Genomic DNA, 18,462 nt, shown 5'->3' on the forward strand with positions numbered 1-18,462 from the left:
ACGAGGACGCGATGACCTCCCCCGATCGTCCGAGCACCCGCCCCGCGAGCGGCATCGAGCTCAACGGCCTCGATACGATCCAGGAGTCGGAGCGGCACGGCCGCCCTCGCGACCTCTTCTGGCCGTGGTTCGCCGCGAACGTGTCCGTGCTCGGGCTGAGCTACGGCTCCTTCCTCCTCGGCTTCGGCCTCTCCTTCGGGCAGGCGACGCTCGTCAGCGTGATCGGGATCGTCGTCTCGTTCCTCTTCTGCGGTCTGGTCGCCGTCGCCGGCAAGCGCGGCTCCGCCCCGACGATGGTCCTCAGCCGGGCGGCCTTCGGGGTCGACGGCAACCGCCTCGTCTCGGTGATCTCCTGGCTGCTCACGGTGGGCTGGGAGACGGTGCTGGCCTCCCTCGCGGTGCTCGCGACGGCGACGGTGTTCGAGGAGTTCGGCTGGGACGGGGGCGTGCTCACCAAGGTGGTCGCGCTGATCGTGGTCGCCGCGCTCATCGTGATCGCCGGGATCGCGGGCTTCCGCCTGATCATGCGGCTCCAGCTCGCGATCACCGTCGCGACCGCCGTGCTGACCGTGGTCTACGTCGTGCTCGTCCTCGACCGGATCGACCTCGCCGCCGTCGGCGCCCTGCCCGCGGGCTCGGCCGCCGCGGTCATCGGCGGGCTCGTGTTCATGATGACCGGCTTCGGGCTGGGCTGGGTGAACGCCGCGGCCGACTACTCCCGCTACCTCCCCCGCGGTGCCCGCACGAGCGGAGTGATTGCGTGGACGACGATCGGCGGAGCGGTCGCGCCCGTCGTGCTGGTGGTCGTCGGCCTGCTGCTGGCCGGCTCCTCGCAGGAGCTCTCGGACGCGATCGCCGCGGACCCGATCGGAGCGCTCGCCGGGATCCTGCCGACCTGGTTCCTGCTCCCTTTCATCGTCGTCGCGCTGCTCGGCCTGATAGGCGGGGCCGTGATGGACATCTACTCCTCGGGCCTGGCGCTGCTCAGCACGGGGCTCAAGGTCTCGCGGCCGGTGGCCGCCGGGATCGACGGCGTGCTGATGGTCCTCGGAGCGGTCTACGTCGTGTTCGTCGCGGGCGACTTCCTCGGCCCGTTCCAGGGCTTCCTGATCACCCTCGGCGTGCCGATCGCGGCCTGGCTCGGCGTGTTCCTCGCCGATCTCCTCCTCCGCCGGCGCGACTACGACCAGGAAGCCCTGTACGACTCCCGCGGCCGCTACGGCAGCGTCTCGGCGGTCCCCGTGGCCCTCGTGCTGATCGGCGCGATCGTCGGCTGGGGCCTGGTGGTCAACTACTCCCCCGGGTTCGAGTGGGAGGGCTACCTCCTCGGCCCGCTCGGCGGCCGCGACGGCGACTGGGCCGGCGCCAACCTCGGCGTCCTCGTGGCGCTCGTGATCGGCTTCGCGGGAACGCTCGCCCTCTCGCGCGGGGCCGTCCGCCGCCAGGAGGCCTCGGCGTGAGCCTGCTCGTCGCGATCGACCTGCAGCACGTCTTCGCCGACGCCGAGTCGCCGTGGGGATCCGGCGGATTCGAGCGCGCGGCCGAGGGGACCCGCCGGCTCCTCCCGGCGTTCGGCGAGCGGGTCGTGACCACCCGCTTCGTCGCCCCGGAGCGGCCCGCCGGCGCGTGGATCCCCTACTACCGCGAGTGGCCGTTCGCGCTCGTCCCCGAGAGCGACCGGCTCTACGAGCTCGTGGCCGGGTTCGAGGGCCACCGCACGATCACCGCCACGACCTTCGGCAAGTGGGGGCCCGAGCTCGAGGCCGAGCTCGACGACTCCCGCGAGCTCGTGCTCACCGGCGTCTCGACCGACTGCTGCGTGCTCTCGACGGCGCTGGCGGCCGCGGACGCCGGAGTGCGGGTCAGGGTCGCCGCGGACGCCTGCGCGGGCGCCTCCGAGGCCGACCACCAGCGCGCGCTCGACGCCATGTCCCTGTACGCGCCGCTGATCGAGATCACGACCGTGGACGCGGTGCTGGCGGACCTGCGCGACCGGGGCTGAGACCGCGGGCGGGACGCGAGCCGCTTCCGCCGGTCGGCCCCGCGCGTCGCGGGGCGACCCCGTCACCCGGCATGATGTCGGCATGTCCTCCACCGACGAGCGCGTCAGCCCGGCTTCCCGCACCCTGGTCATCGGCGAGGCGCTGATCGACATCGTCGAGCGCGACGGCAGCGCCACGGAGCACGTCGGCGGCTCCCCGGCCAACGTCGCCCTCACGCTCGCCCGACTCGGGCGACCCGCGACCCTCGTCACCGACATCGCCGACGACGAGCGCGGCCGCCGCATCAGCGCCCACCTCGAGGCCTCCGGAGTGGAGGTCCGGCACGGCGACTCGGAGCGCACCAGCACCGCTCGGGCGGTCCTCGCCGCGGACGGGTCGGCCCGCTACGTCTTCGACCTCTCCTGGAACCCGCCGGCGGCGGACCCGGAGGGCGCCTCCCACGTCCACACCGGCTCCATCGCGATCTTCCTCGAGCCGGGCGGATCCGCCGTGCTCGAGCTCCTCGAGGCTCTGCCCGCCGGAACGACGGCGAGCGTCGACGCGAACATCCGCCCGGCTCTGGTCGGCGCGCACGCCGAGGCGCTCGCGCGCTTCGAGCGGATCGCCGCCGCGTGCGAGGTCGTGAAGCTCAGCGATGAGGACGCGGAGTGGCTCTACCCGACGATGCAGCTCGACGAGGTCCTCAGCCGACTGCTCTCGCTCGGGTCGCAGCTCGCGGTCGTCACACGCGGCGCGGAGGGACTGCTGCTGGCCTCGACCGTCACGCGGGTGACCGTGCCCGCCGCCCGGATCGTGGTGGCGGACACGATCGGCGCCGGCGACTCCGCGATGGGCGCGATCCTCGACGAGGCGTTCCGCCAGGGCCTCGGCGCCGCGAACGGGATGCTCCTCGACGGCCCCGCCCTGCACGCGATCGGCCGCCACGCCGCGCACGTCGCCGGCATCACGACCTCCCGCTCCGGCGCGAACCCGCCCACCCGCGACGAGCTCTGAGGGCCGGGGGCGGACCTTCTGCAGGACGCCCCTGGTGCTCGCGTCGGGACGCGGAGATACTGGGCGCACCTCGACGGAAAGGCGTGCCGTGCCCACTTCACTGAGCCCCTACATCGGCTTCGACGGCTCCGCGCAGGAGGCGATGGAGTTCTACCGGGACGTCCTCGGCGGCGAGCTCAGCTCCAGCCGCTTCGGCGACTTCGGGATGAGCGCGGATCCGGCCGACCAGGACCGGATCATGCACGCCCAGCTCGTCACGCCGAGCGGGATGATCCTGATGGGCTCCGACTCCCCCTCCTCGAGCCCGGCCGAGAGCGGCGCCCGCATCACGATCGCGCTCTTCGGCGACGACGACGCCGAGCTGAGCGGCTACTGGGACGGCCTGGCCGAGGGCGGCACGGTCGTCGAGCCGCTGGTCGCCTCGCCCTGGGGCGACCGCTTCGGGATGCTGGTCGACCGCTACGGCGTCGGCTGGATGGTGAACATCGCCGCTCCGCCGGCCTGACGCTCCTCCCCAGCGCGGGATCGGGGCACGCCTCCCCCGGGTGCGTCCACCCGTCCCGCCGGGCGCCGCGGCAGGCGCAGAATGGAGGGGCCGCTCCCGCTCCGGGAGCCGTCCCACCTCTCACGAAGGCTGCAGATGACGATCACGCTCGGGTACAAGGCATCGGCGGAGCAGTTCGGCGCCCGGGAGCTCGTCGAGCTCGCGGTCGGCGCCGAGCGGCACGGCTTCGAGACCGCGGTCGTCTCGGACCACTTCCAGCCGTGGCGGCACACGGGCGGGCACGCGCCGTTCTCCCTCGCCTGGCTCGCCGCGGCCGGTGAGCGCACCTCCACCATCACTCTCGGCACCTCCGTCATGACCCCGCACTACCGCTACAACCCCGCCGTCATCGCCCAGGCGTTCGGCACGCTCGGCGTGCTCTACCCCGAGCGGATCATGCTCGGCGTCGGCACCGGCGAGGCGCTGAACGAGGTCGCCACCGGCTATCAGGGCGCGGGCGAGCAGACCTGGCCCGACTTCAAGGAGCGCTTCGCCCGCCTGCGCGAGGCCGTGCGGCTGATGCGCGCGCTGTGGGCGGGCGACCGCGTCACCTTCGACGGTGAGTACTACTCCACGCACGAGGCGTCGATCTACGACAAGCCCGAGAGCGGCGTGCCGGTCTACATCGCGGCGGGCGGCCCCGTCGTCGCCAAGTACGCCGGCCGGGCGGGCGACGGCTTCATCTGCACGTCGGGCAAGGGCATGGAGCTCTACACCGAGAAGCTGCTCCCCGCCGTCGAGGCGGGCGCCGCGGCGGCCGATCGCGACTCCTCGACCATCGACCGCATGATCGAGATCAAGCTCTCCTACGATCCCGATCCGGCGCTCGCGCTCGAGAACACGCGCTTCTGGGCGCCGCTCTCGCTGTCGCCGGAGCAGAAGCACTCGCTGACCGATCCGGTCGACATGGAGCGCGCCGCCGACGAGCTGCCGATCGAGCAGGTCGCGAAGCGCTGGATCGTCGGCTCCGACCCCGAGGAGACGGTCGCGCAGATCAAGCCCTACGTCGACGCGGGCTTCACCCACCTGGTCTTCCACGCCCCGGGCGACGACCAGCAGCGCTTCTTCGACGCTTTCGAGCGCGACCTCGCGCCGCGGCTGCGCGCGCTCTGACCTCCCGCCTCCGCCACGACCCCCTTCGGAAGGGCCGCTCCCGCATGACCACGGCCACCCTGCTCGCCCGGCTCGACCGCGGCGAGGCGCTGACGCGCGAGACCGCCGAGGAGCTCCTCGGCGCGCGCGGCGACGACCTCGACCTGCTGCTGGAGGCCGCCGGCCGCCTGCGCGACGACGGACTCGCCCGCCGCGGACGGCCCGGCGTCGTCACCTACTCGCGGAAGGTCTTCGTCCCGCTGACCAAGCTCTGCCGCGACCGGTGCCACTACTGCGTCTTCGTGGAGACACCGGGCGGGCTCGCGGCCAAGCGCGAGTCGACCTTCATGGAGCCGGAGGAGATCCTCGAGGTCGCCCGCGCCGGTGCCGCGCTGGGCTGCAAGGAGGCCCTGTTCACGCTCGGCGACCGCCCGGAGGACCGGTGGCCGGTCGCCCGCGCCTGGCTGGCCGAGCACGGCTACGCCTCGACGCTCGAGTACGTGCGCGCGATGGCCGTCCTGGTCATGAGCGAGACGGGCATGGTCACGCACCTGAACCCCGGCGTGATGTCGTGGGCCGAGCTGCAGCGGCTCCGCCCGGTCGCGCCCTCGATGGGCATGATGCTCGAGACGACCGCCGAGCGCCTCTGGTCCGAGAAGGGCGGCGTGCACTACGGCTCCCCGGACAAGGACCCGGCGTTGCGCCTGCGCGTGCTCGAGGACGCGGGACGCAGCCGCATCCCCTTCACCACCGGCGTGCTGCTGGGCATCGGCGAGAACGCGGCGGAGCGGGCGGACGCCCTCTTCGCGATCCGCGAGTCCCACGAGCGGTGGGGCCATGTGCAGGAGTGCATCGTCCAGAACTTCCGCGCGAAGCCGCGGACGGCCATGCAGAACGAGGTCGACCTCGAGCTGCAGGAGTACGTGGCCAACGTCGCGGTCGCGCGCCTCGTGCTGGGCGCCGAGGCGACGATCCAAGCGCCGCCGAACCTCACCGACGAGCAGGAGCTCGGGCTGCTGCTGCGCGCCGGGGTCGACGACTGGGGCGGTGTCAGCCCGCTCACGGCGGATCACGTGAATCCGGAGCGCCCCTGGCCGAACATCGACGACCTCGCGCGGCTCACCGCGGCGGCCGGCTACCGGCTGCACGAGCGGCTGACCGCCCACCCGCAGTACCTCCGCGACTCGGCCACCTGGATCGATCCGCGCGTCGCTCCCTACGTCGAGGCACTCGCCGACCGCGGGACCTGGCTCGCCGACGAGGCGGCGGCGGTCCTCCCCCGGCCCTACCGCGACTCGCTCGACCCCCTGCCCCGACCGGTCGCGCCCGCCCTCGGCGCCGTGCTCGCCCGGGCGGAGACGGACCCCGCCGGTCTCGAGGACGCCGACTACCTCGCCCTGCTCGCAGCCGACGGCGACGACCTCGACGCCCTCTCCGCTCTGGCGGACGACCTGCGGCACGACGCCGCCGGCGACGAGGTCTCGGTCGTCGTGAACCGCAACATCGACACCTCGCTCTGGGGAGTCGGCGATCTGACCGTCGAGCGGCTGGAGGAGCTCGCCGACGAGGCGGTCGCGCTCGGCGCCACCGAGCTCTGCCTTCAGGGCGCGATCGGACCGGAGCACCCGGGCGACGATCTGCTGCTGATCGTCCGCACGCTGAAGCAGCGGCAGCCCTCGCTGCACCTGCACGCCTACCGGCCCGGCGAGATCCTCGAGGTCGCCCGGCGTACGGGCCGAACCCTGCCCGAGATGCTCGACGCTCTGCGCGAGGCCGGCGTGGACTCCGTCCCGGGGACCGCCGCCCGCATCCTCGACGACGACGTCCGCGCCGTCCTGAGCGAGGGGACGGACCCGACCGTGGCCGAGTGGCGGGAGGCGATCACGGCCGCGCACCGCAGCGGCCTCCGCTCCACCTCGACCATGGTCTACGGACACGTCGAGACCCCCGAGCAGCAGCTCGCGCACCTGCGCACGCTCGCGGCGATACAGGACGAGACGGGCGGCTTCACCGAGTTCATCGCGATGCCCTTCGTCCCGGCGGAGGCGCCTCCTTCCGTGGTGCGCGCGAGCCGGGGCGGGCCGACCCTCCGCGAGACCCGCGCCGTGCACGCCGTCGCACGGCTCATCCTCCACGGCCGGATCGCCCACGTGCAGACCGCCTGGACCAAGCTCGGACTGCATGCGGCGCAGGTCCTCCTCCGCGGCGGGGCGGACGACCTCGGCGGCCTGCTGCTCGACGGGGCCCTGCGGCCCGAGGCCGGAGCGGAGGCCTACCGCTCGCTCGACATCGCGACCGTCGCCCGGCTGAGCGGCGAGATCGGCCGCGGCTGGCGCCAGCGCACCACGACGTACGGCGTGGTCGCGCCGGAGAGGGCGCTGCGGGCGGAGCCCGTCGCAGCGGCGGGTCCTCAGCGGATGCGCCTCCCGGTCCGCGGGACCCGCCGGGCGTCATGACCCGCTCCGAGTACCTGCGGCGCCAGGCCGAGCTGGTCCGGGAGGAGCGGATCGAGTCGGACAGCGCCACCGTGCGGCTGCTGACCGCGGGCGCCGGGAGCCCGCGCGCGGTCCTGCTGCTGACCGGCGTCGGCCGGGGCGCACGGAGCGACACCGGGCTGCTGCTGCCGATGCTGGCGCGGCGCCACCGCGTCGCCGCGCTCGAGCTCGCCGATCTCGGCGACCCCTGGCTCGACGGACCCGCCGCGGTCCGCGCCTCCCTGGACGCGCTCGGCGCCGAGGAGGCCGTCCTGATCGGCCACTCGCTCGGAGCCGCCGTGGCCCTCGCCGCGGGCGATCGGCGGGTGCGCGCCCTCGCCCTCGTGGCCGGATGGCTGCGCCCGACGGAGCGCCTCCTCCGCACGGCGCGCCTCTGGCCGATGCTGCCGCCCGACGCGCAGGAGGAGGCCGCTCGGCTCCTCGCCGTCCGCTCGGCCACCACCTCCTCCCCGTGGGGCGCCGACGCCGCCAGGATGCTCGCCGCCTCCGCCCGGGCCGACGTCGCTGCGGCCGCTATGGACTGCCGGGTTCCCGCCCTCGTGGTCGGCTGCTCCGCCGATGCCGTCGCAGGAGTCGAGGGCGCCGAGGCCCTGCTCGGCGCGATCGACGACGCCCGCTACGCCGTCCTCGACTCCGGTCACGCGGTGCTCGCCGAGCGGCCCGCCGAGCTCCTCGCCGTCCTCGAGCACTTCCTCGCCGATCCGCACCGCGACCCGGCGGGCAGCGTCCTGGCGAGGACGACGGTCTGATGGACGTCGACGTCGTCGTGATCGGCGCCGGGTTCGCCGGGCTCGGAACCGCGGTCCGCCTGGAGCGCCGCGGCGGGACCTCGTTCGTCGTGCTGGAGCGCGCCGAGCGGATCGGCGGGACCTGGCGGGACAACGTCTACCCCGGAGTCTCCTGCGACATCCCCTCGCACCTCTACTCCTACTCCTTCGCCCCCGAGGCCGACTGGTCGGCGTTCTACGCCCCCGGGGCCGAGATCCAGTCCTACCTCGAGCGCGTCGTCGAGAAGGAGGGCCTGGCGCCCCGGCTCCGGCTGGGGACCGAGGTGCTCGAGGCGGTCTTCGACGAGGAGGCGCACCGCTGGCGGGTGCGCACCTCCCGGGGCGACTACTCCGCCGCGGTCCTCCTCGTCTGCGCGGGGCGCCTCTCCGAGCCCCGCCTCCCGGCCGTCCCGGGCCTGGATTCGTTCGCGGGTCCCGCCTTCCACTCCGCCCGCTGGCGGGACGACGTCGACCTCGACGGGAAGCGCGTCGGCATCGTCGGCTCGGGAGCCTCCGCCGTGCAGATCGTGCCGCACCTCGCCGAGCGCGCCGCCGAGGTGGTGCTCTTCCAGCGCTCAGCCCCGTACGTCGTCCCCCGCCGGAACCGCCCGTACCCGCCGGAGGAGCGCCGAACCCTCTCCCGCGCGCCCGGGGCCCTGGCGAGGCTCCGCGAGGAGCTGTTCTGGCGCGCCGAGCTCGGCTTCGCCGGCCGCGTCGCCGTGCCCGAGGCCATCGACCGGCTGCGGGCGGAGGCGCTCGGCCACCTCGAGTCGCAGATCATCGATCCCGCACTCCGCACCGTGCTGACTCCGGACTACGAGATCGGCTGCAAGCGCGTGCTCCTCTCGGACGACTACTACCCCGCTCTCGCGCAGCCGCACGTCCGCGTCGTCCCCGGTCCGCTCCGGCGCCTCGAGGAGGGGGCCGCGCTCGGCGACGACGGCGTCCCGCACGGGGTCGACGTGCTCGTCTTCGCGACCGGCTTCCACTCCACGCGGCCGCCCTTCGCCCGGCGCATCCGCGGCCGCGGCGGCGTCCTCCTCGCCGACCGCTGGGCCGACGGCATGGTCGCGTACGAGTCGACCGCGGTCCACGGCTTCCCGAGCCTCTTCGTCGTCAACGGCCCCAACGCGAGCCTCGGCCACAACTCCGCGGTGCACATGATCGAGACGCAGATCGCCTACGTGCTCGCCGCGCTCGACCACCTCGCGGTCTCCGGCGCCGACCGGCTCGAGGTCACCGCCGAGGCCGAGGCCGCCTCCGTCGCCCGCCTCGACGCCCTCAGCGCCGACACCGTCTGGACCAACGGCGGCTGCGAGAGCTGGTACCTGGACGACAACCGGCGACTCACCCTGCTCTGGCCCGACTTCGCCTTCGCCTTCCGCGAGGAGCTCGGCCGGTTCGACCCCTCGGCCTACACGACCTGACCGCGGCTCGCTATCGTGACCGCATGACCGACCGCGTGCTCGCTCCCGAACCGCCCGCCGACGGTGCGAAGCCGAAGGGACCGGCCTCGTACTTCCCGAGCATCGAGAAGACCTACGACCGTCCCGTCCAGGACTGGCTGGACCTCGCCGACGAGCGTCTGCGCTCCGAGCCGCACATGCAGGTCGTCACCTGGCTGAAGACCGAGCACGGCCTGGGCCACGGCCACGCCAACGCGATCGTCGCCTACGTCCGGGCCGCCCGCGCCTGACCGGTCCGCCCGTCGTCCGCACAGGCTAGGCCCGCCGGCCTCCCCGGACCACCCGTCGTCGGCGCCCGCGCCGTCCGGGGATAATCGGGGCATGCGCGAAGACGACGATGTCGATCTGGTGATCGACGCGTGGGCCGGGGCCCTGCCCGACCTCGATTTCGCGCCTCTGGACGTCGTCTCCCGCCTCCGCCGGCTCAGCCCGCGCGTGCAGGAGGTGCGGCGGCAGTCCTTCGCCGTCAGCGATCTCGCCCCGTGGGAGTTCGAGCTCCTCTCGCTGCTGCGGCAGCGCGGGGAGGGCGGGATGACGCCCTCGGCCCTGGCCACGCACCTCGCGCTGTCCAGCGGCAACCTCGCCAGCCGCGTCGACCGCCTCGGGGCCCGCGGGCTCGTGGTCCGCGAGCAGAACGCCGCCGACTCGCGCAGCAAGATCGTCTCGCTCACCCCGCGGGGCACGAAGCGGGTCGACGAGGCGATGCGCAATCTCGTCGCCGCCGAGGGCGAGGTGCTCGCCGACCTGGACGCCGCGCAGGTGTCGGTCCTCATCGAGTGCCTGCGGCGGATCAGCGACACCCTCGACCGACTGCAATGAGGCACTACGCCCGACGAGCCTGAGAGGTCAAGCCCGTTCGGAGAGACGGGCACCGGACGTAGCGTGAAGCGTGCACGGTCGAGGCGTCAGCCACCCGTGCGGATGATCGCGAAAGCGGAGAGCACCATGACACAGATTTCTTCTATCCAACCCGCGCGATGGAGCCGGAACGGAGTCAGGATCGTCGTCGTTCCCGGGGCGGAGCTGCCCCGGTTCCGACTCGAGATCGACGCCCGACTGACCACCGCGCCCTCCCTCGTCCCCACCGGACCCTTCTCGACCGTCGAGGAGGCCGAGCGGGCCGCCGAGGTCGCCGCCGGCCTGCTGGGGGCGAAGATCCCGGCCTGAGCGCACACCCGTCGAGACGGCCGGATCAGCCCGCGAGCTCCGCGAGCGATCCGGTCGGGACCGCGATCCACCCCTCGGCCTCCGCCGCCTCCTGCAGTTCGGGAGGCACCGGCAGGGTCGCGCCCAGGGCGTGGGCGCGGGCGTTGAGAGCGGCGACGACGGCGTCGAACGCGTCGTCGGAGCGGCTCATCAGCGCGAGCGCGGGCGCCGGCACATCGAGCCAGGGTGCGGCCCGTCGCAGCGACTCCGCGGCGAGCGCCACGGCCTCCGGTCGCGTCTTGTACCCCGTGGTGTCCACTCCCCAGAGCCGCAGCGCCGCCGCCGGGTACGCCTCGACGAGCCGTCCGCGCCCGGAGCGGTCGACGTCCTCCCCGCTCGCGGCGAAGGCGTCGAGCAGCTCCGCGCAGCGCATCGCGGTCATCCCGAGCCGGTCGGTCGAGACGCTGAGCGGCCAGCGGCCGGTGACCTCGCGCGCCACCCGGTCCGTCTCGCGGTACGCGAGGCGGCGGCGCCAGTCGCGTCCCGCGAGCGTCCGCGGCGAGACCTCCCGTCGCGTGTGCGCGGAGACGAACGCCGCGAACTCCACCGGCCAGCCGAACGCGCAGTCGATCCCGATGACCGCCGCGTCCCGTGACGCCTCGACGATCGTCGCGTCCTCGGCGCCGAGTACGAGCGAGCGGACGACGGCCCGGCCGCCGGAGAACTCGAGGGCGGCGAGAGCGGTGCGCACCGGCTCCGCAGCGAGGTCGACACCGATCGTGAGCACGGGGACAGGGTAGGCGCTCCGGCGCTACGCTCGAGCGATGACGCCACCCGCTCCCTCCTCCCGGGCGGAGTCGGCCCGCGTGCCGGTCGCGCTCCTCCGCCTCCTCGTGGCCGCCGCCGTTCTGGTGGCCGTGATCGCGACGGCCGTCGACACCGCCTCTCGGACGCCGCTGAACCCGTTCAACTTCTTCGGCTTCTTCACCATCCAGAGCAACATCGTGCTGGCCGTCGTGCTCGGAGCCACCGCCGTGCTCGCGCTCCGCCGCCGTCCCGCGCCCGGCGGGCTCCTACTGGTGCGGGGTGCCTTCACCGGGTACATCATCGTCGTCGGCCTCGTCTACAACACCCTCCTCACCGATGTGGCGGGCGGAGTGGCGCTGCCGTGGGCCAACACCGTCATGCATGTGCTGTTCCCCGTCTACGGACTGCTCGACTGGCTGCTGCTCGCGGATCGCCCTCCGCTGCCGTGGCGCAGGCTCTGGCTGGTCGTGGTCTACCCGATCGTCTGGCTCGTCGTGGTGCTGATCCGCGGAGCGACGGACGGCTGGGTGCCCTATCCGTTCCTGGATCCCGCGACCGGGTACGGGCAGGTGTCGGTGTTCGTCGTCGTGATCGCGGTCGCGTTCCTCGCGTCGGGGGCGCTGGTCTGGGCGATGAGCCGGCTGCGGATCGTGCCGGTGGCAGGCGGCTGAGAGGACGCTCGCCTTCTAGACGGTTCCGCCCGCCGGACGACCGGATCCGCTGCCGTCGCGCACATCCGGCCCGTTCTGGGGTCACCCGTTCGGGGTCATCCGGGGCGCCGCTCCCCTAGCGTCAGCACCGACGGTTCCCCCACCGTCCTCCCCCTCGAGAACGGTCCCCCATGAGCCTCTCCCTCTCCCGCCCGCCGACCCCGAGCCGCCGCGTCCGCGCCCTCGCCGTCGGAGCCGCGCTCGCCCTCGCCGCCGCGCTGCTCCCGGCGCAGGCCGCCGCCGCCGCCACTCCCGCCACCCTCTCGGTGCTGAGCCTCGGCGACTCCATCACCCAGGCCTACGGGACCTGCGGCTCCTTCGCGGACTGCCCCCGCAACAACTGGTCCACCGGCACCAGCTCCTCCGTGAACTCCTTCGCCTCCCGCTTGCGGACCGCGCTCCCCGGCACCACCGTCACGACCGCGAACTTCGCCACCACCGGCGACGTCGTCGCGCAGGTCCCCTCGCGGATCGACGCCGCGGTCGCCGCCGGCGTGCGGCCGGACGTCGTCACCCTGCTCATCGGCGGCAACGACCTCTGCTCGCCCGACAACCGCGTCGCCTCCGACGGCTACACGATGACCCCGGCGAGCACGTTCCGCACCGGAGCCTCCGCCGCGATCACGAAGATCCGCACCACGTGGCCCTCCGCCCGCATCGTCCTCTCGTCGATGCCGAACGTGGCCTCCGAGTGGTCGGTCGTCAAGACCGGAGTCGGCGCGCTCGTCTGGGCGGGCGGCGACCTCTGCCGGACCACGCGCGGCGTCAGCTCCACCGGCCGCAGGCTCAGCAGCACCGCCGCGGCCGCCTCCGCCGCTGCCGCGAAGACGCGGACGACGCAGTACAACACCGCGCTGCAGACGGCGTGCAGCGCCGCCGGTCAGCTCTGCGACTGGGACGGAGGAGCGCTCACCGCGACCCCCGTCACCAAGGGCCTGATCGGGACCACCGACTACTTCCACCCGAGCGTCGCGGGCCAGGCGAAGATCGCCTCGATCCAGTGGACGGCGTCGAACTTCTCGAAGTAGCGGCCTCCGGAGCGGCCGCTCACGCGTCGAGCGGCCGCTCCCCCTCGCGGCGGCGACGCTGCTCCTCCGCGAGCCGCGCGTAGTGCGCCTCCTCGCGCTCGAGGTCGGCGAGCTGCTCCTCGGTGCTCTTCGGAGCGGGCCGCACCACCACCGTCGGCGGCGCGTGCTTCCGGCGGCGGGGCACTCGGCCGCCCGGCACGAAGGATCCGCCGTCACCACGCTTCCAGTCGTGCCCGAGCAGGAACCACAGCGAGACGCCGATGAGCGGGAGGAAGAAGATCAGCAGGATCCACACGATCTTGGGCAGGTTCTTGATGACGTTGTCCGGCTGCCGTACGACGTCGACCAGCGCGAGCACGGTCAGGACGATGATCACCAGCGAGAAGACGAACCCCATGCAGTCGAGGGTACGACGCCGAGGGCTCCCCGTCGCCGCTGTGCCGGCCGACGTCCGTGGCGCCTGCGGTCGAGGAGCGGCTCCGACGGATCCGCCCCGTGCCTCCGCGCTGTTCGGCGCCGATCCCGGGCACACGCCTGCTCCCCACGAACGCGTGCCACCATCGGACGATGACCGAGACGCCGCCCGCCCCCGCCTCGACACCGGTGAAGAAGCGCCTCACGGCCGCCCGTCTCGCCCTGATCGCCGGCCTCGTCCTCGCCGTCGCCGGCCTGGCCGCGCTCGCACTCGTGCCTCTGCAGTACGCGAACATCGACCGTCAGGGCTTCGACTACGTCTGCAGCGTCAGCCTCGGCGGTGTCCCGCCCGAAGCGGGAGAGCTCGTCCGCGGCTTCTGGTCGTGGTGGCCGCTCGGCGCAGCCTGTGAATGGAAGCTCCTCAACGGCACGACGGTCGTCGACCTCCCCGACTGGTCGACGACCGCCGTCGCGATCGTGGGCGCCGTCCTGCTCGTCGTCGGAGCGGCGCTCGCGATCGCGTCGCCGTTCCTCCGCCGCCGGAGCGCTCCGGCCGGGACCGCCTAGCGGTCGAAGAGGTTCCCGAGGTCGCCGAGACCCGGCAGCTGGAAGTCCGAGCCGAACTCGGAGACCTGCTCCCCCAGCCCGGACACGTGCTCGCCCGCGCCGGAGACGAACTCGCCCGCGCCGCCCGTGATGTCGCCGAAGTCACCCAGGTCCCCGAATCCGCCGGCCAGGTTCTCGAAGTCCACGCCGAGACCGGACGCCTGCGCGAGCAGAGGACCGGCGACGCTGCTGATCACGGCACCGCCTGCGACCGCCGCGAGCAGTCCGCCCGCCGCGCCGAGCCCGATGCCCGCCGCCGCTCCGACGCCCGCGCCCGCGAGCGTACCGCGCGTCCCCGGCTTCGAGAACATCTTCTTGAGGAATCCCGGGTTGTTCGCCTCTCCCCGCGTCGCCGCACGCGCCAGGTCGTCGGGGGCGGAGGACCGCGGCTGCTCGTTCGCGGGCAGCTCGTCGCGGAGCCGGGCCTCGACCTGGGTGCGCTGCGCCGGCGTCAGCTTCGCGAACGCGTCGCGGTGGACCTGCTCGAGCTGCTCCGGGTCGGCGGTGCGGAGGAGGTAGTCGTAGCGCGCGATCGCCGCGCGGTCCTCCTGCGTGACCACAGGCTGCTGCCCGGGCCGGGCGTCCTGGGGTCGCGCGGAGGGGCGCTGCGGCGAGCCGTACTGCTGGGGCGGCTGAGCCTGCCCGCTCCGCGAGTCGCCCGTCACCTTGTCGGCGGCGGTGCGCACCAGGTCGCGCCAATCGGTCGTCCCGCTCGAGGACGACCCCGAGCCGCTCTTCGAATCGAGCGCCTTCGACGCCATGCCGAGAACGCGCTTCAACATGCTCACAGAGAACCTTCCGTCGAGTACCAGCCTCGATCATGTCGAGGCAGCCTGAACGAAGGCCCGCGGGACGCCCTCAGAAGACCGTGAGCGGTCGGAACCTCGGGCGACGCTTCGAGAGCGTATCCGTGCTCCCCGCCTGATCGAGGAGCTCGCGCACGTACCGCGGGCGGAAGACGGCCCGCCACATCCCGCCGAGAAGGGGGTCTCGGATTCCGCCGGTCACCGCCTGCGGACGGCCGCCATGCGACCGGCTATCGCGAGCAGCGCACTGAAACCCGCGCGCCGTCTGTCCGCGAACGGGTCCCGCTGGATGGAGAGGCTCAGGACGAGGACGGCCGAGAACGCGCGACGGAGCTCCTCGGTCGTGCGTCCCTGCCGCCGAGGAGTCCCCACCCGGGCAGGACCATCGAGGGCTCGGACCGTCGTCGCCTCGACGAGCAGAGCTCGGAGTGCTGGGCGGGGGGCGGACGCTGGCGTCAGACGGAGCGAAAGCGGCGGTCGTCCGATGGACTGATCCCGATTGCGGATCGTGGTGCCCCTGGAGGGACTCGAACCCCCAACCTGCTCCTTAGGACGGAGTCGCTCTTCCATTGAGCTACAGAGGCTGGCCGAGCCAGTGTACCCGCCGTGCCCCGCCCCCCGCGAAGCGACGACAGGGCCCCACCACAAGGCCAGCGAAGCACGCCACGGCCCTCGTCGCGGCGACTGCGCGGCACACCCCTCTTGACACGAAGGCCTCCCGCCTCCATGGTTAGTTACAACACCAACTAACCACTCAACCCAGCACCGAAGGAGCCCGCGTGGACGACTCCCGCCCGCTCTTCCTGCAGATTGCCGAGCAGATCGAGAACGACATCATCGACGGCGCGCTGCCGGAGGAGTCGCAGGTCCCGTCGACCAACGAGTTCGCCGCGTTCCACCGCATCAATCCGGCCACCGCCGGCAAGGGCGTGAACCTGCTCGTCGACGACGGGGTGCTCTACAAGAAGAGGGGAATCGGCATGTTCGTCGCCGAGGGGGCGCGCGACCGGCTGGTCGAGAAGCGCCGCACGCAGTTCCGCGACCAGTTCGTCGCTCCGCTGCTCGCCGAGGCCGCCAAGCTCGGCCTCAGCACCGAGCAGCTCGCCGACATGATCACAGAAGGGGGATCGCGATGAGCGCGGTCATCGAGGTCCACGACCTCACCAAGCACTACGGACGCATGCGCGCCGTCGACGGCATCGGCTTCGCGCTGGAGGAGAACCGCATCCACGGCCTCCTCGGCCGCAACGGCGCGGGCAAGACGACGCTGATGTCGCTGCTCACCGGCCAGGAGTTCGCCAGTTCGGGCGAGATCCGCGTCTTCGGGCAGTCGCCTGTGGAGAACGCCGCCGTCCTCTCCCGCACCTGCTTCATCAAGGAGAGCCAGAAGTACCCGGACGACTTCAAGGTGAAGCACGTCCTGCGCAGCGCTCCCTGGTTCTTCGACGGCTGGGACGAGGCGTTCGCCCGCGAGCTCGTCGAGGACTTCCGCCTCCCGGTCGACCGCAAGATCAAGAAGCTCTCCCGCGGACAGCTCTCGGCGATCGGAGTGATCGTCGGTCTCGCCTCCCGCGCCCCGCTCACGTTCTTCGACGAGCCGTACCTGGGGCTGGACGCCGTCGCCCGGCAGCTGTTCTACGACCGCCTCCTCCAGGACTTCGCCGAGCACCCGCGCACGGTCGTCCTCTCCACCCACCTCATCGACGAGGTCAGCAGCCTGCTCGAGCACGTCCTCGTCATCGACCAGGGCCGCCTCGTCGTCGACAGTGACGCGGAGGAGCTGCGGGGTGCTGCGGCAACGGTCATCGGACCCCGGCAGGCCGTCGAGTCGTTCACCGCCGGCCGCGAGGTCATCGCCCGCTCCGCTCTCGGCAGCCGCGCCTCTGCCACGCTCCCCCGCCTCGACGACGCCGGCCGCGCCTCCGCCGCCCGCCACGGGCTCGAGCTCGAGTCCGTCCCCCTCCAGCAGCTCGTCGTCCAGCTCACCACCGGGAAGGCCTCGGAATGACCGCCCTCACCGGCGCCCACACGCGCCACGACACCGCCGTCGGCCGCCTCGGCAGCATCGTCCGCCTGCACTTCGCGAACCCCGCCACGATCCTCTACACGCCGCTGATCATCACGGCCGTCATCCTGGCGGGCAACCTGGTCGTCTGGTGGCTGATCCTCCGCGGGCTCGACTCCGGCGAGCGCCTCGAGGCGCAGGAGGGGATGACCTACTCCGGCGCGTCCTTCTTCCTCTTCGTCTACATGATGGTCGTGGCCGTCCAGTCGGTGAACGTCACCTTCGGCCTCGCCCTCGGCTACGGTGCCACCCGCCGCGACTTCTCCCTCGGCACGGCCCTCACCTTCGTCGCCCTCTCGGTCTTCTACACCGGCGTCTTCGTGGTCCTCGGGATCGTGGAGCGCGCGACCGACGGCTGGGGCTTCGGCGGCAGCTTCTTCCGCTCGATCTACTTCGGCGGGGACTCCGTGGGCGAGCAGGCCGTCGCGGTGCTCTGCGCCCTGCTCTTCTTCTTCTTCATCGGAGCGGCGACGGCGGCGGTCTACGTGCGCTGGCGCCAGCGCGGGATGCTGCTCTTCTTCGGGATCCTCGGCGCCCTCCTGCTGGCCGTGATCACCCTCCTCACCCTCACCGAGAACTGGCCCGCCGTCGGCTCCTTCTTCGGCAGCGTCGGATACGCGGGCGGCTACGCCCTCTCGCTCATCCCGACCGCGATCGCCGGAGTCGCGGGCTGGGCGATCCTCCGCCGCGCCACCCCGCGCAGCAGCTGACACCACCGCCACCGATCCGAGAGGACCGACCATGACCGCCCCCGCCCGCCGCTCCGCCTCCCCGCGGAGGATCCTCTCCGTCCTGAGGCTCCACCTCGCCCACCCCGGGACGGTCCTCGGCTGGCCGCTGCTCGTCCTGCTCGCCGTCCTCGCCGGCAACCTCGTGATCTGGTGGCTCGTCCTCCGCGGGATCGGGGCCGAGCGGGGCGGCGGCGACTCGGGCATCCTGCTCGTGGGGCCGGGGATGCTGATCGTCGTCTTCCTCTTCATCGGCTCCATCCAGGCCACGACCGCCACCTTCGGGCTGGCGCTGAGCTACGGAGCGACCCGGCGCGACCACGTCCTCGGCAGCGCCCTCGCCTTCGCGGCACTGTCCGTGCTCTGGTCCGCGATCGTCATGGCCCTCGGGGCGATCGAGGAGGCGACCAGGGGCTGGTGGCTGGGCGGCGCGCTCTTCCTCGCCTCTCCCCTCGACGGCCCGTGGCTCGAGCGCTTCGTCGTCCTGCTCTGCTCGCTCCTCGCCGCCTTCGCCCTCGGCGGAGCAACGGGCGCGGTCTTCCTCCGCTGGCGGGAGCGCGGAGTGACGGCCTTCCTCCTCGTCCTCGGAGCGGCGGCACTCGCGGTGGTCGTCGTCGTCGCTCTCGCCGGCGGCCGGCCGGTCGTGGTGGACGTCCTCGAGAGCGCGGGCACCGCCGGAGCCGCCGCTCTGCTCCTCGTCCCCGCCGCGCTCCTGACGGCGGTCGGCTCGCTGGTCCTCCGCCGGGCGACGCCGCGCGCCTGACCCCCTCCGGAGCCGGGCCTGCAAGGCCC

At 73.1% G+C, this 18,462-nt stretch carries 21 protein-coding genes and 1 tRNA gene; 18 read left to right on the top strand and 4 right to left on the bottom strand.

Features of this window, described 5'->3' with window-relative positions; all coding sequences use genetic code 11:
* Window positions 1-11 precede the first annotated feature (11 nt).
* From C5C99_RS08110 to C5C99_RS08160, 11 genes are all read left to right on the top strand, one after another.
* On the top strand, window positions 12-1,460 hold the full coding sequence (locus tag C5C99_RS08110) for a cytosine permease (protein WP_104335760.1): 1,449 nt from the start codon (window positions 12-14) through the stop codon (window positions 1,458-1,460).
* Window positions 1,457-2,002 carry a cysteine hydrolase family protein gene (locus C5C99_RS08115; RefSeq protein ID WP_104255421.1) on the top strand — a complete coding sequence of 182 codons (546 nt, stop codon included), beginning with the start codon at window positions 1,457-1,459 and terminating at the stop codon, window positions 2,000-2,002. The genes C5C99_RS08110 and C5C99_RS08115 overlap by 4 nt, the downstream gene beginning before the upstream one ends.
* 82 nt (window positions 2,003-2,084) lie before the next feature.
* Entirely contained in the window at window positions 2,085-2,996 is a 912-nt protein-coding gene (locus C5C99_RS08120) for a carbohydrate kinase (protein WP_104339893.1), read from the top strand.
* 88 nt (window positions 2,997-3,084) lie between these two features.
* Complete coding sequence (locus C5C99_RS08125; protein ID WP_104246718.1) at window positions 3,085-3,501, top strand: VOC family protein; 417 nt, start codon at window positions 3,085-3,087, stop codon at window positions 3,499-3,501.
* Between the two features lie 135 nt (window positions 3,502-3,636).
* Window positions 3,637-4,653, top strand: coding sequence for a glucose-6-phosphate dehydrogenase (coenzyme-F420) (fgd, locus tag C5C99_RS08130; protein WP_181074566.1), 1,017 nt, complete (start codon window positions 3,637-3,639; stop codon window positions 4,651-4,653).
* Window positions 4,654-4,697: 44 nt separating this feature from the next.
* Window positions 4,698-7,088, top strand: coding sequence for a 7,8-didemethyl-8-hydroxy-5-deazariboflavin synthase CofG (gene cofG / locus C5C99_RS08135; RefSeq protein ID WP_104339894.1), 2,391 nt, complete (start codon window positions 4,698-4,700; stop codon window positions 7,086-7,088).
* Entirely contained in the window at window positions 7,085-7,876 is a 792-nt protein-coding gene (locus tag C5C99_RS08140; RefSeq protein ID WP_104339895.1) for an alpha/beta fold hydrolase, read from the top strand. Before cofG ends, C5C99_RS08140 begins: the two co-directional genes overlap by 4 nt.
* A complete protein-coding gene (locus C5C99_RS08145) occupies window positions 7,876-9,321 on the top strand; it encodes an NAD(P)/FAD-dependent oxidoreductase (RefSeq protein ID WP_104339896.1) in 1,446 nt (481 codons plus the stop codon). Before C5C99_RS08140 ends, C5C99_RS08145 begins: the two co-directional genes overlap by 1 nt.
* Before the next feature lie 23 nt (window positions 9,322-9,344).
* On the top strand, window positions 9,345-9,590 hold the full coding sequence (locus tag C5C99_RS08150) for a DUF4287 domain-containing protein (protein WP_104232872.1): 246 nt from the start codon (window positions 9,345-9,347) through the stop codon (window positions 9,588-9,590).
* 91 nt (window positions 9,591-9,681) lie between these two features.
* A complete protein-coding gene (locus C5C99_RS08155) occupies window positions 9,682-10,179 on the top strand; it encodes a MarR family winged helix-turn-helix transcriptional regulator (protein ID WP_104225059.1) in 498 nt (165 codons plus the stop codon).
* Between the two features lie 126 nt (window positions 10,180-10,305).
* Entirely contained in the window at window positions 10,306-10,527 is a 222-nt protein-coding gene (locus tag C5C99_RS08160; RefSeq protein WP_146076606.1) for a hypothetical protein, read from the top strand.
* A 25-nt stretch (window positions 10,528-10,552) separates the two neighbouring features.
* Here the strand turns inward: C5C99_RS08160 and C5C99_RS08165 are convergent, their stop codons facing one another.
* Window positions 10,553-11,293, bottom strand: coding sequence for a DUF429 domain-containing protein (locus C5C99_RS08165; protein ID WP_104246722.1), 741 nt, complete (start codon window positions 11,291-11,293; stop codon window positions 10,553-10,555).
* Window positions 11,294-11,330: 37 nt separating this feature from the next.
* On the opposite strand from C5C99_RS08165, the gene C5C99_RS08170 reads away from it, so the two are divergent.
* Together C5C99_RS08170 and C5C99_RS08175 are read left to right on the top strand one after the other, a co-directional pair.
* A complete protein-coding gene (locus C5C99_RS08170; protein ID WP_104246723.1) occupies window positions 11,331-11,984 on the top strand; it encodes a Pr6Pr family membrane protein in 654 nt (217 codons plus the stop codon).
* 170 nt (window positions 11,985-12,154) lie between these two features.
* Complete coding sequence (locus C5C99_RS08175) at window positions 12,155-13,051, top strand: GDSL-type esterase/lipase family protein (RefSeq protein ID WP_104328774.1); 897 nt, start codon at window positions 12,155-12,157, stop codon at window positions 13,049-13,051.
* A 19-nt stretch (window positions 13,052-13,070) separates the two neighbouring features.
* Here the strand turns inward: C5C99_RS08175 and C5C99_RS08180 are convergent, their stop codons facing one another.
* The gene (locus tag C5C99_RS08180) at window positions 13,071-13,448 is read right to left on the bottom strand and encodes a PLD nuclease N-terminal domain-containing protein (protein WP_104339897.1); all 378 of its coding nucleotides are present in this window, start codon (window positions 13,446-13,448) and stop codon (window positions 13,071-13,073) included.
* 170 nt (window positions 13,449-13,618) lie between these two features.
* Here C5C99_RS08180 and C5C99_RS08185 point away from each other — a divergent pair, with 170 nt between their 5' ends.
* Window positions 13,619-14,032 carry a hypothetical protein gene (locus tag C5C99_RS08185; RefSeq protein WP_104339898.1) on the top strand — a complete coding sequence of 138 codons (414 nt, stop codon included), beginning with the start codon at window positions 13,619-13,621 and terminating at the stop codon, window positions 14,030-14,032.
* Here the strand turns inward: C5C99_RS08185 and C5C99_RS08190 are convergent.
* The gene (locus C5C99_RS08190; protein WP_258063666.1) at window positions 14,029-14,853 is read right to left on the bottom strand and encodes a hypothetical protein; all 825 of its coding nucleotides are present in this window, start codon (window positions 14,851-14,853) and stop codon (window positions 14,029-14,031) included. The genes C5C99_RS08185 and C5C99_RS08190 overlap by 4 nt on opposite strands.
* A gap of 533 nt (window positions 14,854-15,386) precedes the next feature.
* Window positions 15,387-15,461 (bottom strand) — tRNA-Arg (locus tag C5C99_RS08195).
* 195 nt (window positions 15,462-15,656) lie between these two features.
* Between C5C99_RS08195 and C5C99_RS08200 the strand changes: the two genes are divergently transcribed.
* From C5C99_RS08200 to C5C99_RS08215, 4 genes are read left to right on the top strand one after another with little or no spacing between them, the layout of a single operon-like run.
* Complete coding sequence (locus tag C5C99_RS08200) at window positions 15,657-16,013, top strand: GntR family transcriptional regulator (RefSeq protein WP_104224613.1); 357 nt, start codon at window positions 15,657-15,659, stop codon at window positions 16,011-16,013.
* Window positions 16,010-16,885, top strand: a complete 876-nt coding sequence (locus tag C5C99_RS08205) for an ABC transporter ATP-binding protein (protein WP_104224612.1) — start codon at window positions 16,010-16,012, stop codon at window positions 16,883-16,885. The genes C5C99_RS08200 and C5C99_RS08205 overlap by 4 nt, the downstream gene beginning before the upstream one ends.
* Complete coding sequence (locus C5C99_RS08210) at window positions 16,882-17,652, top strand: ABC transporter permease (protein WP_104335747.1); 771 nt, start codon at window positions 16,882-16,884, stop codon at window positions 17,650-17,652. The genes C5C99_RS08205 and C5C99_RS08210 overlap by 4 nt, the downstream gene beginning before the upstream one ends.
* 31 nt (window positions 17,653-17,683) lie before the next feature.
* On the top strand, window positions 17,684-18,433 hold the full coding sequence (locus tag C5C99_RS08215) for a hypothetical protein (RefSeq protein WP_104339900.1): 750 nt from the start codon (window positions 17,684-17,686) through the stop codon (window positions 18,431-18,433).
* The last annotated feature ends 29 nt before the right edge of the window (window positions 18,434-18,462 follow it).

The sequence above is a fragment of the Rathayibacter sp. AY1C4 genome, assembly GCF_002932195.1.
Classification (GTDB): Bacteria; Actinomycetota; Actinomycetes; order Actinomycetales; family Microbacteriaceae; genus Rathayibacter.

What these genes read in the sequence shown, in the direction of transcription:
- C5C99_RS08110 (WP_104335760.1), top strand. Translation starts at nt 12, where the DNA reads ATGACCTCCCCCGATCGTCCGAGCACCCGCCCCGCGAGCGGCATCGAG.
- C5C99_RS08120 (WP_104339893.1), top strand. Translation starts at nt 2,085, where the DNA reads ATGTCCTCCACCGACGAGCGCGTCAGCCCGGCTTCCCGCACCCTGGTC.
- fgd (WP_181074566.1), top strand. Translation starts at nt 3,637, where the DNA reads ATGACGATCACGCTCGGGTACAAGGCATCGGCGGAGCAGTTCGGCGCC.
- cofG (WP_104339894.1), top strand. Translation starts at nt 4,698, where the DNA reads ATGACCACGGCCACCCTGCTCGCCCGGCTCGACCGCGGCGAGGCGCTG.
- C5C99_RS08140 (WP_104339895.1), top strand. Translation starts at nt 7,085, where the DNA reads ATGACCCGCTCCGAGTACCTGCGGCGCCAGGCCGAGCTGGTCCGGGAG.
- C5C99_RS08145 (WP_104339896.1), top strand. Translation starts at nt 7,876, where the DNA reads ATGGACGTCGACGTCGTCGTGATCGGCGCCGGGTTCGCCGGGCTCGGA.
- C5C99_RS08150 (WP_104232872.1), top strand. Translation starts at nt 9,345, where the DNA reads ATGACCGACCGCGTGCTCGCTCCCGAACCGCCCGCCGACGGTGCGAAG.
- C5C99_RS08155 (WP_104225059.1), top strand. Translation starts at nt 9,682, where the DNA reads ATGCGCGAAGACGACGATGTCGATCTGGTGATCGACGCGTGGGCCGGG.
- C5C99_RS08160 (WP_146076606.1), top strand. Translation starts at nt 10,306, where the DNA reads ATGACACAGATTTCTTCTATCCAACCCGCGCGATGGAGCCGGAACGGA.
- C5C99_RS08170 (WP_104246723.1), top strand. Translation starts at nt 11,331, where the DNA reads ATGACGCCACCCGCTCCCTCCTCCCGGGCGGAGTCGGCCCGCGTGCCG.
- C5C99_RS08175 (WP_104328774.1), top strand. Translation starts at nt 12,155, where the DNA reads ATGAGCCTCTCCCTCTCCCGCCCGCCGACCCCGAGCCGCCGCGTCCGC.
- C5C99_RS08180 (WP_104339897.1), bottom strand. Translation starts at nt 13,448, where the DNA reads ATGGGGTTCGTCTTCTCGCTGGTGATCATCGTCCTGACCGTGCTCGCG.
- C5C99_RS08185 (WP_104339898.1), top strand. Translation starts at nt 13,619, where the DNA reads ATGACCGAGACGCCGCCCGCCCCCGCCTCGACACCGGTGAAGAAGCGC.
- C5C99_RS08190 (WP_258063666.1), bottom strand. Translation starts at nt 14,853, where the DNA reads ATGTTGAAGCGCGTTCTCGGCATGGCGTCGAAGGCGCTCGATTCGAAG.
- C5C99_RS08205 (WP_104224612.1), top strand. Translation starts at nt 16,010, where the DNA reads ATGAGCGCGGTCATCGAGGTCCACGACCTCACCAAGCACTACGGACGC.
- C5C99_RS08210 (WP_104335747.1), top strand. Translation starts at nt 16,882, where the DNA reads ATGACCGCCCTCACCGGCGCCCACACGCGCCACGACACCGCCGTCGGC.
- C5C99_RS08215 (WP_104339900.1), top strand. Translation starts at nt 17,684, where the DNA reads ATGACCGCCCCCGCCCGCCGCTCCGCCTCCCCGCGGAGGATCCTCTCC.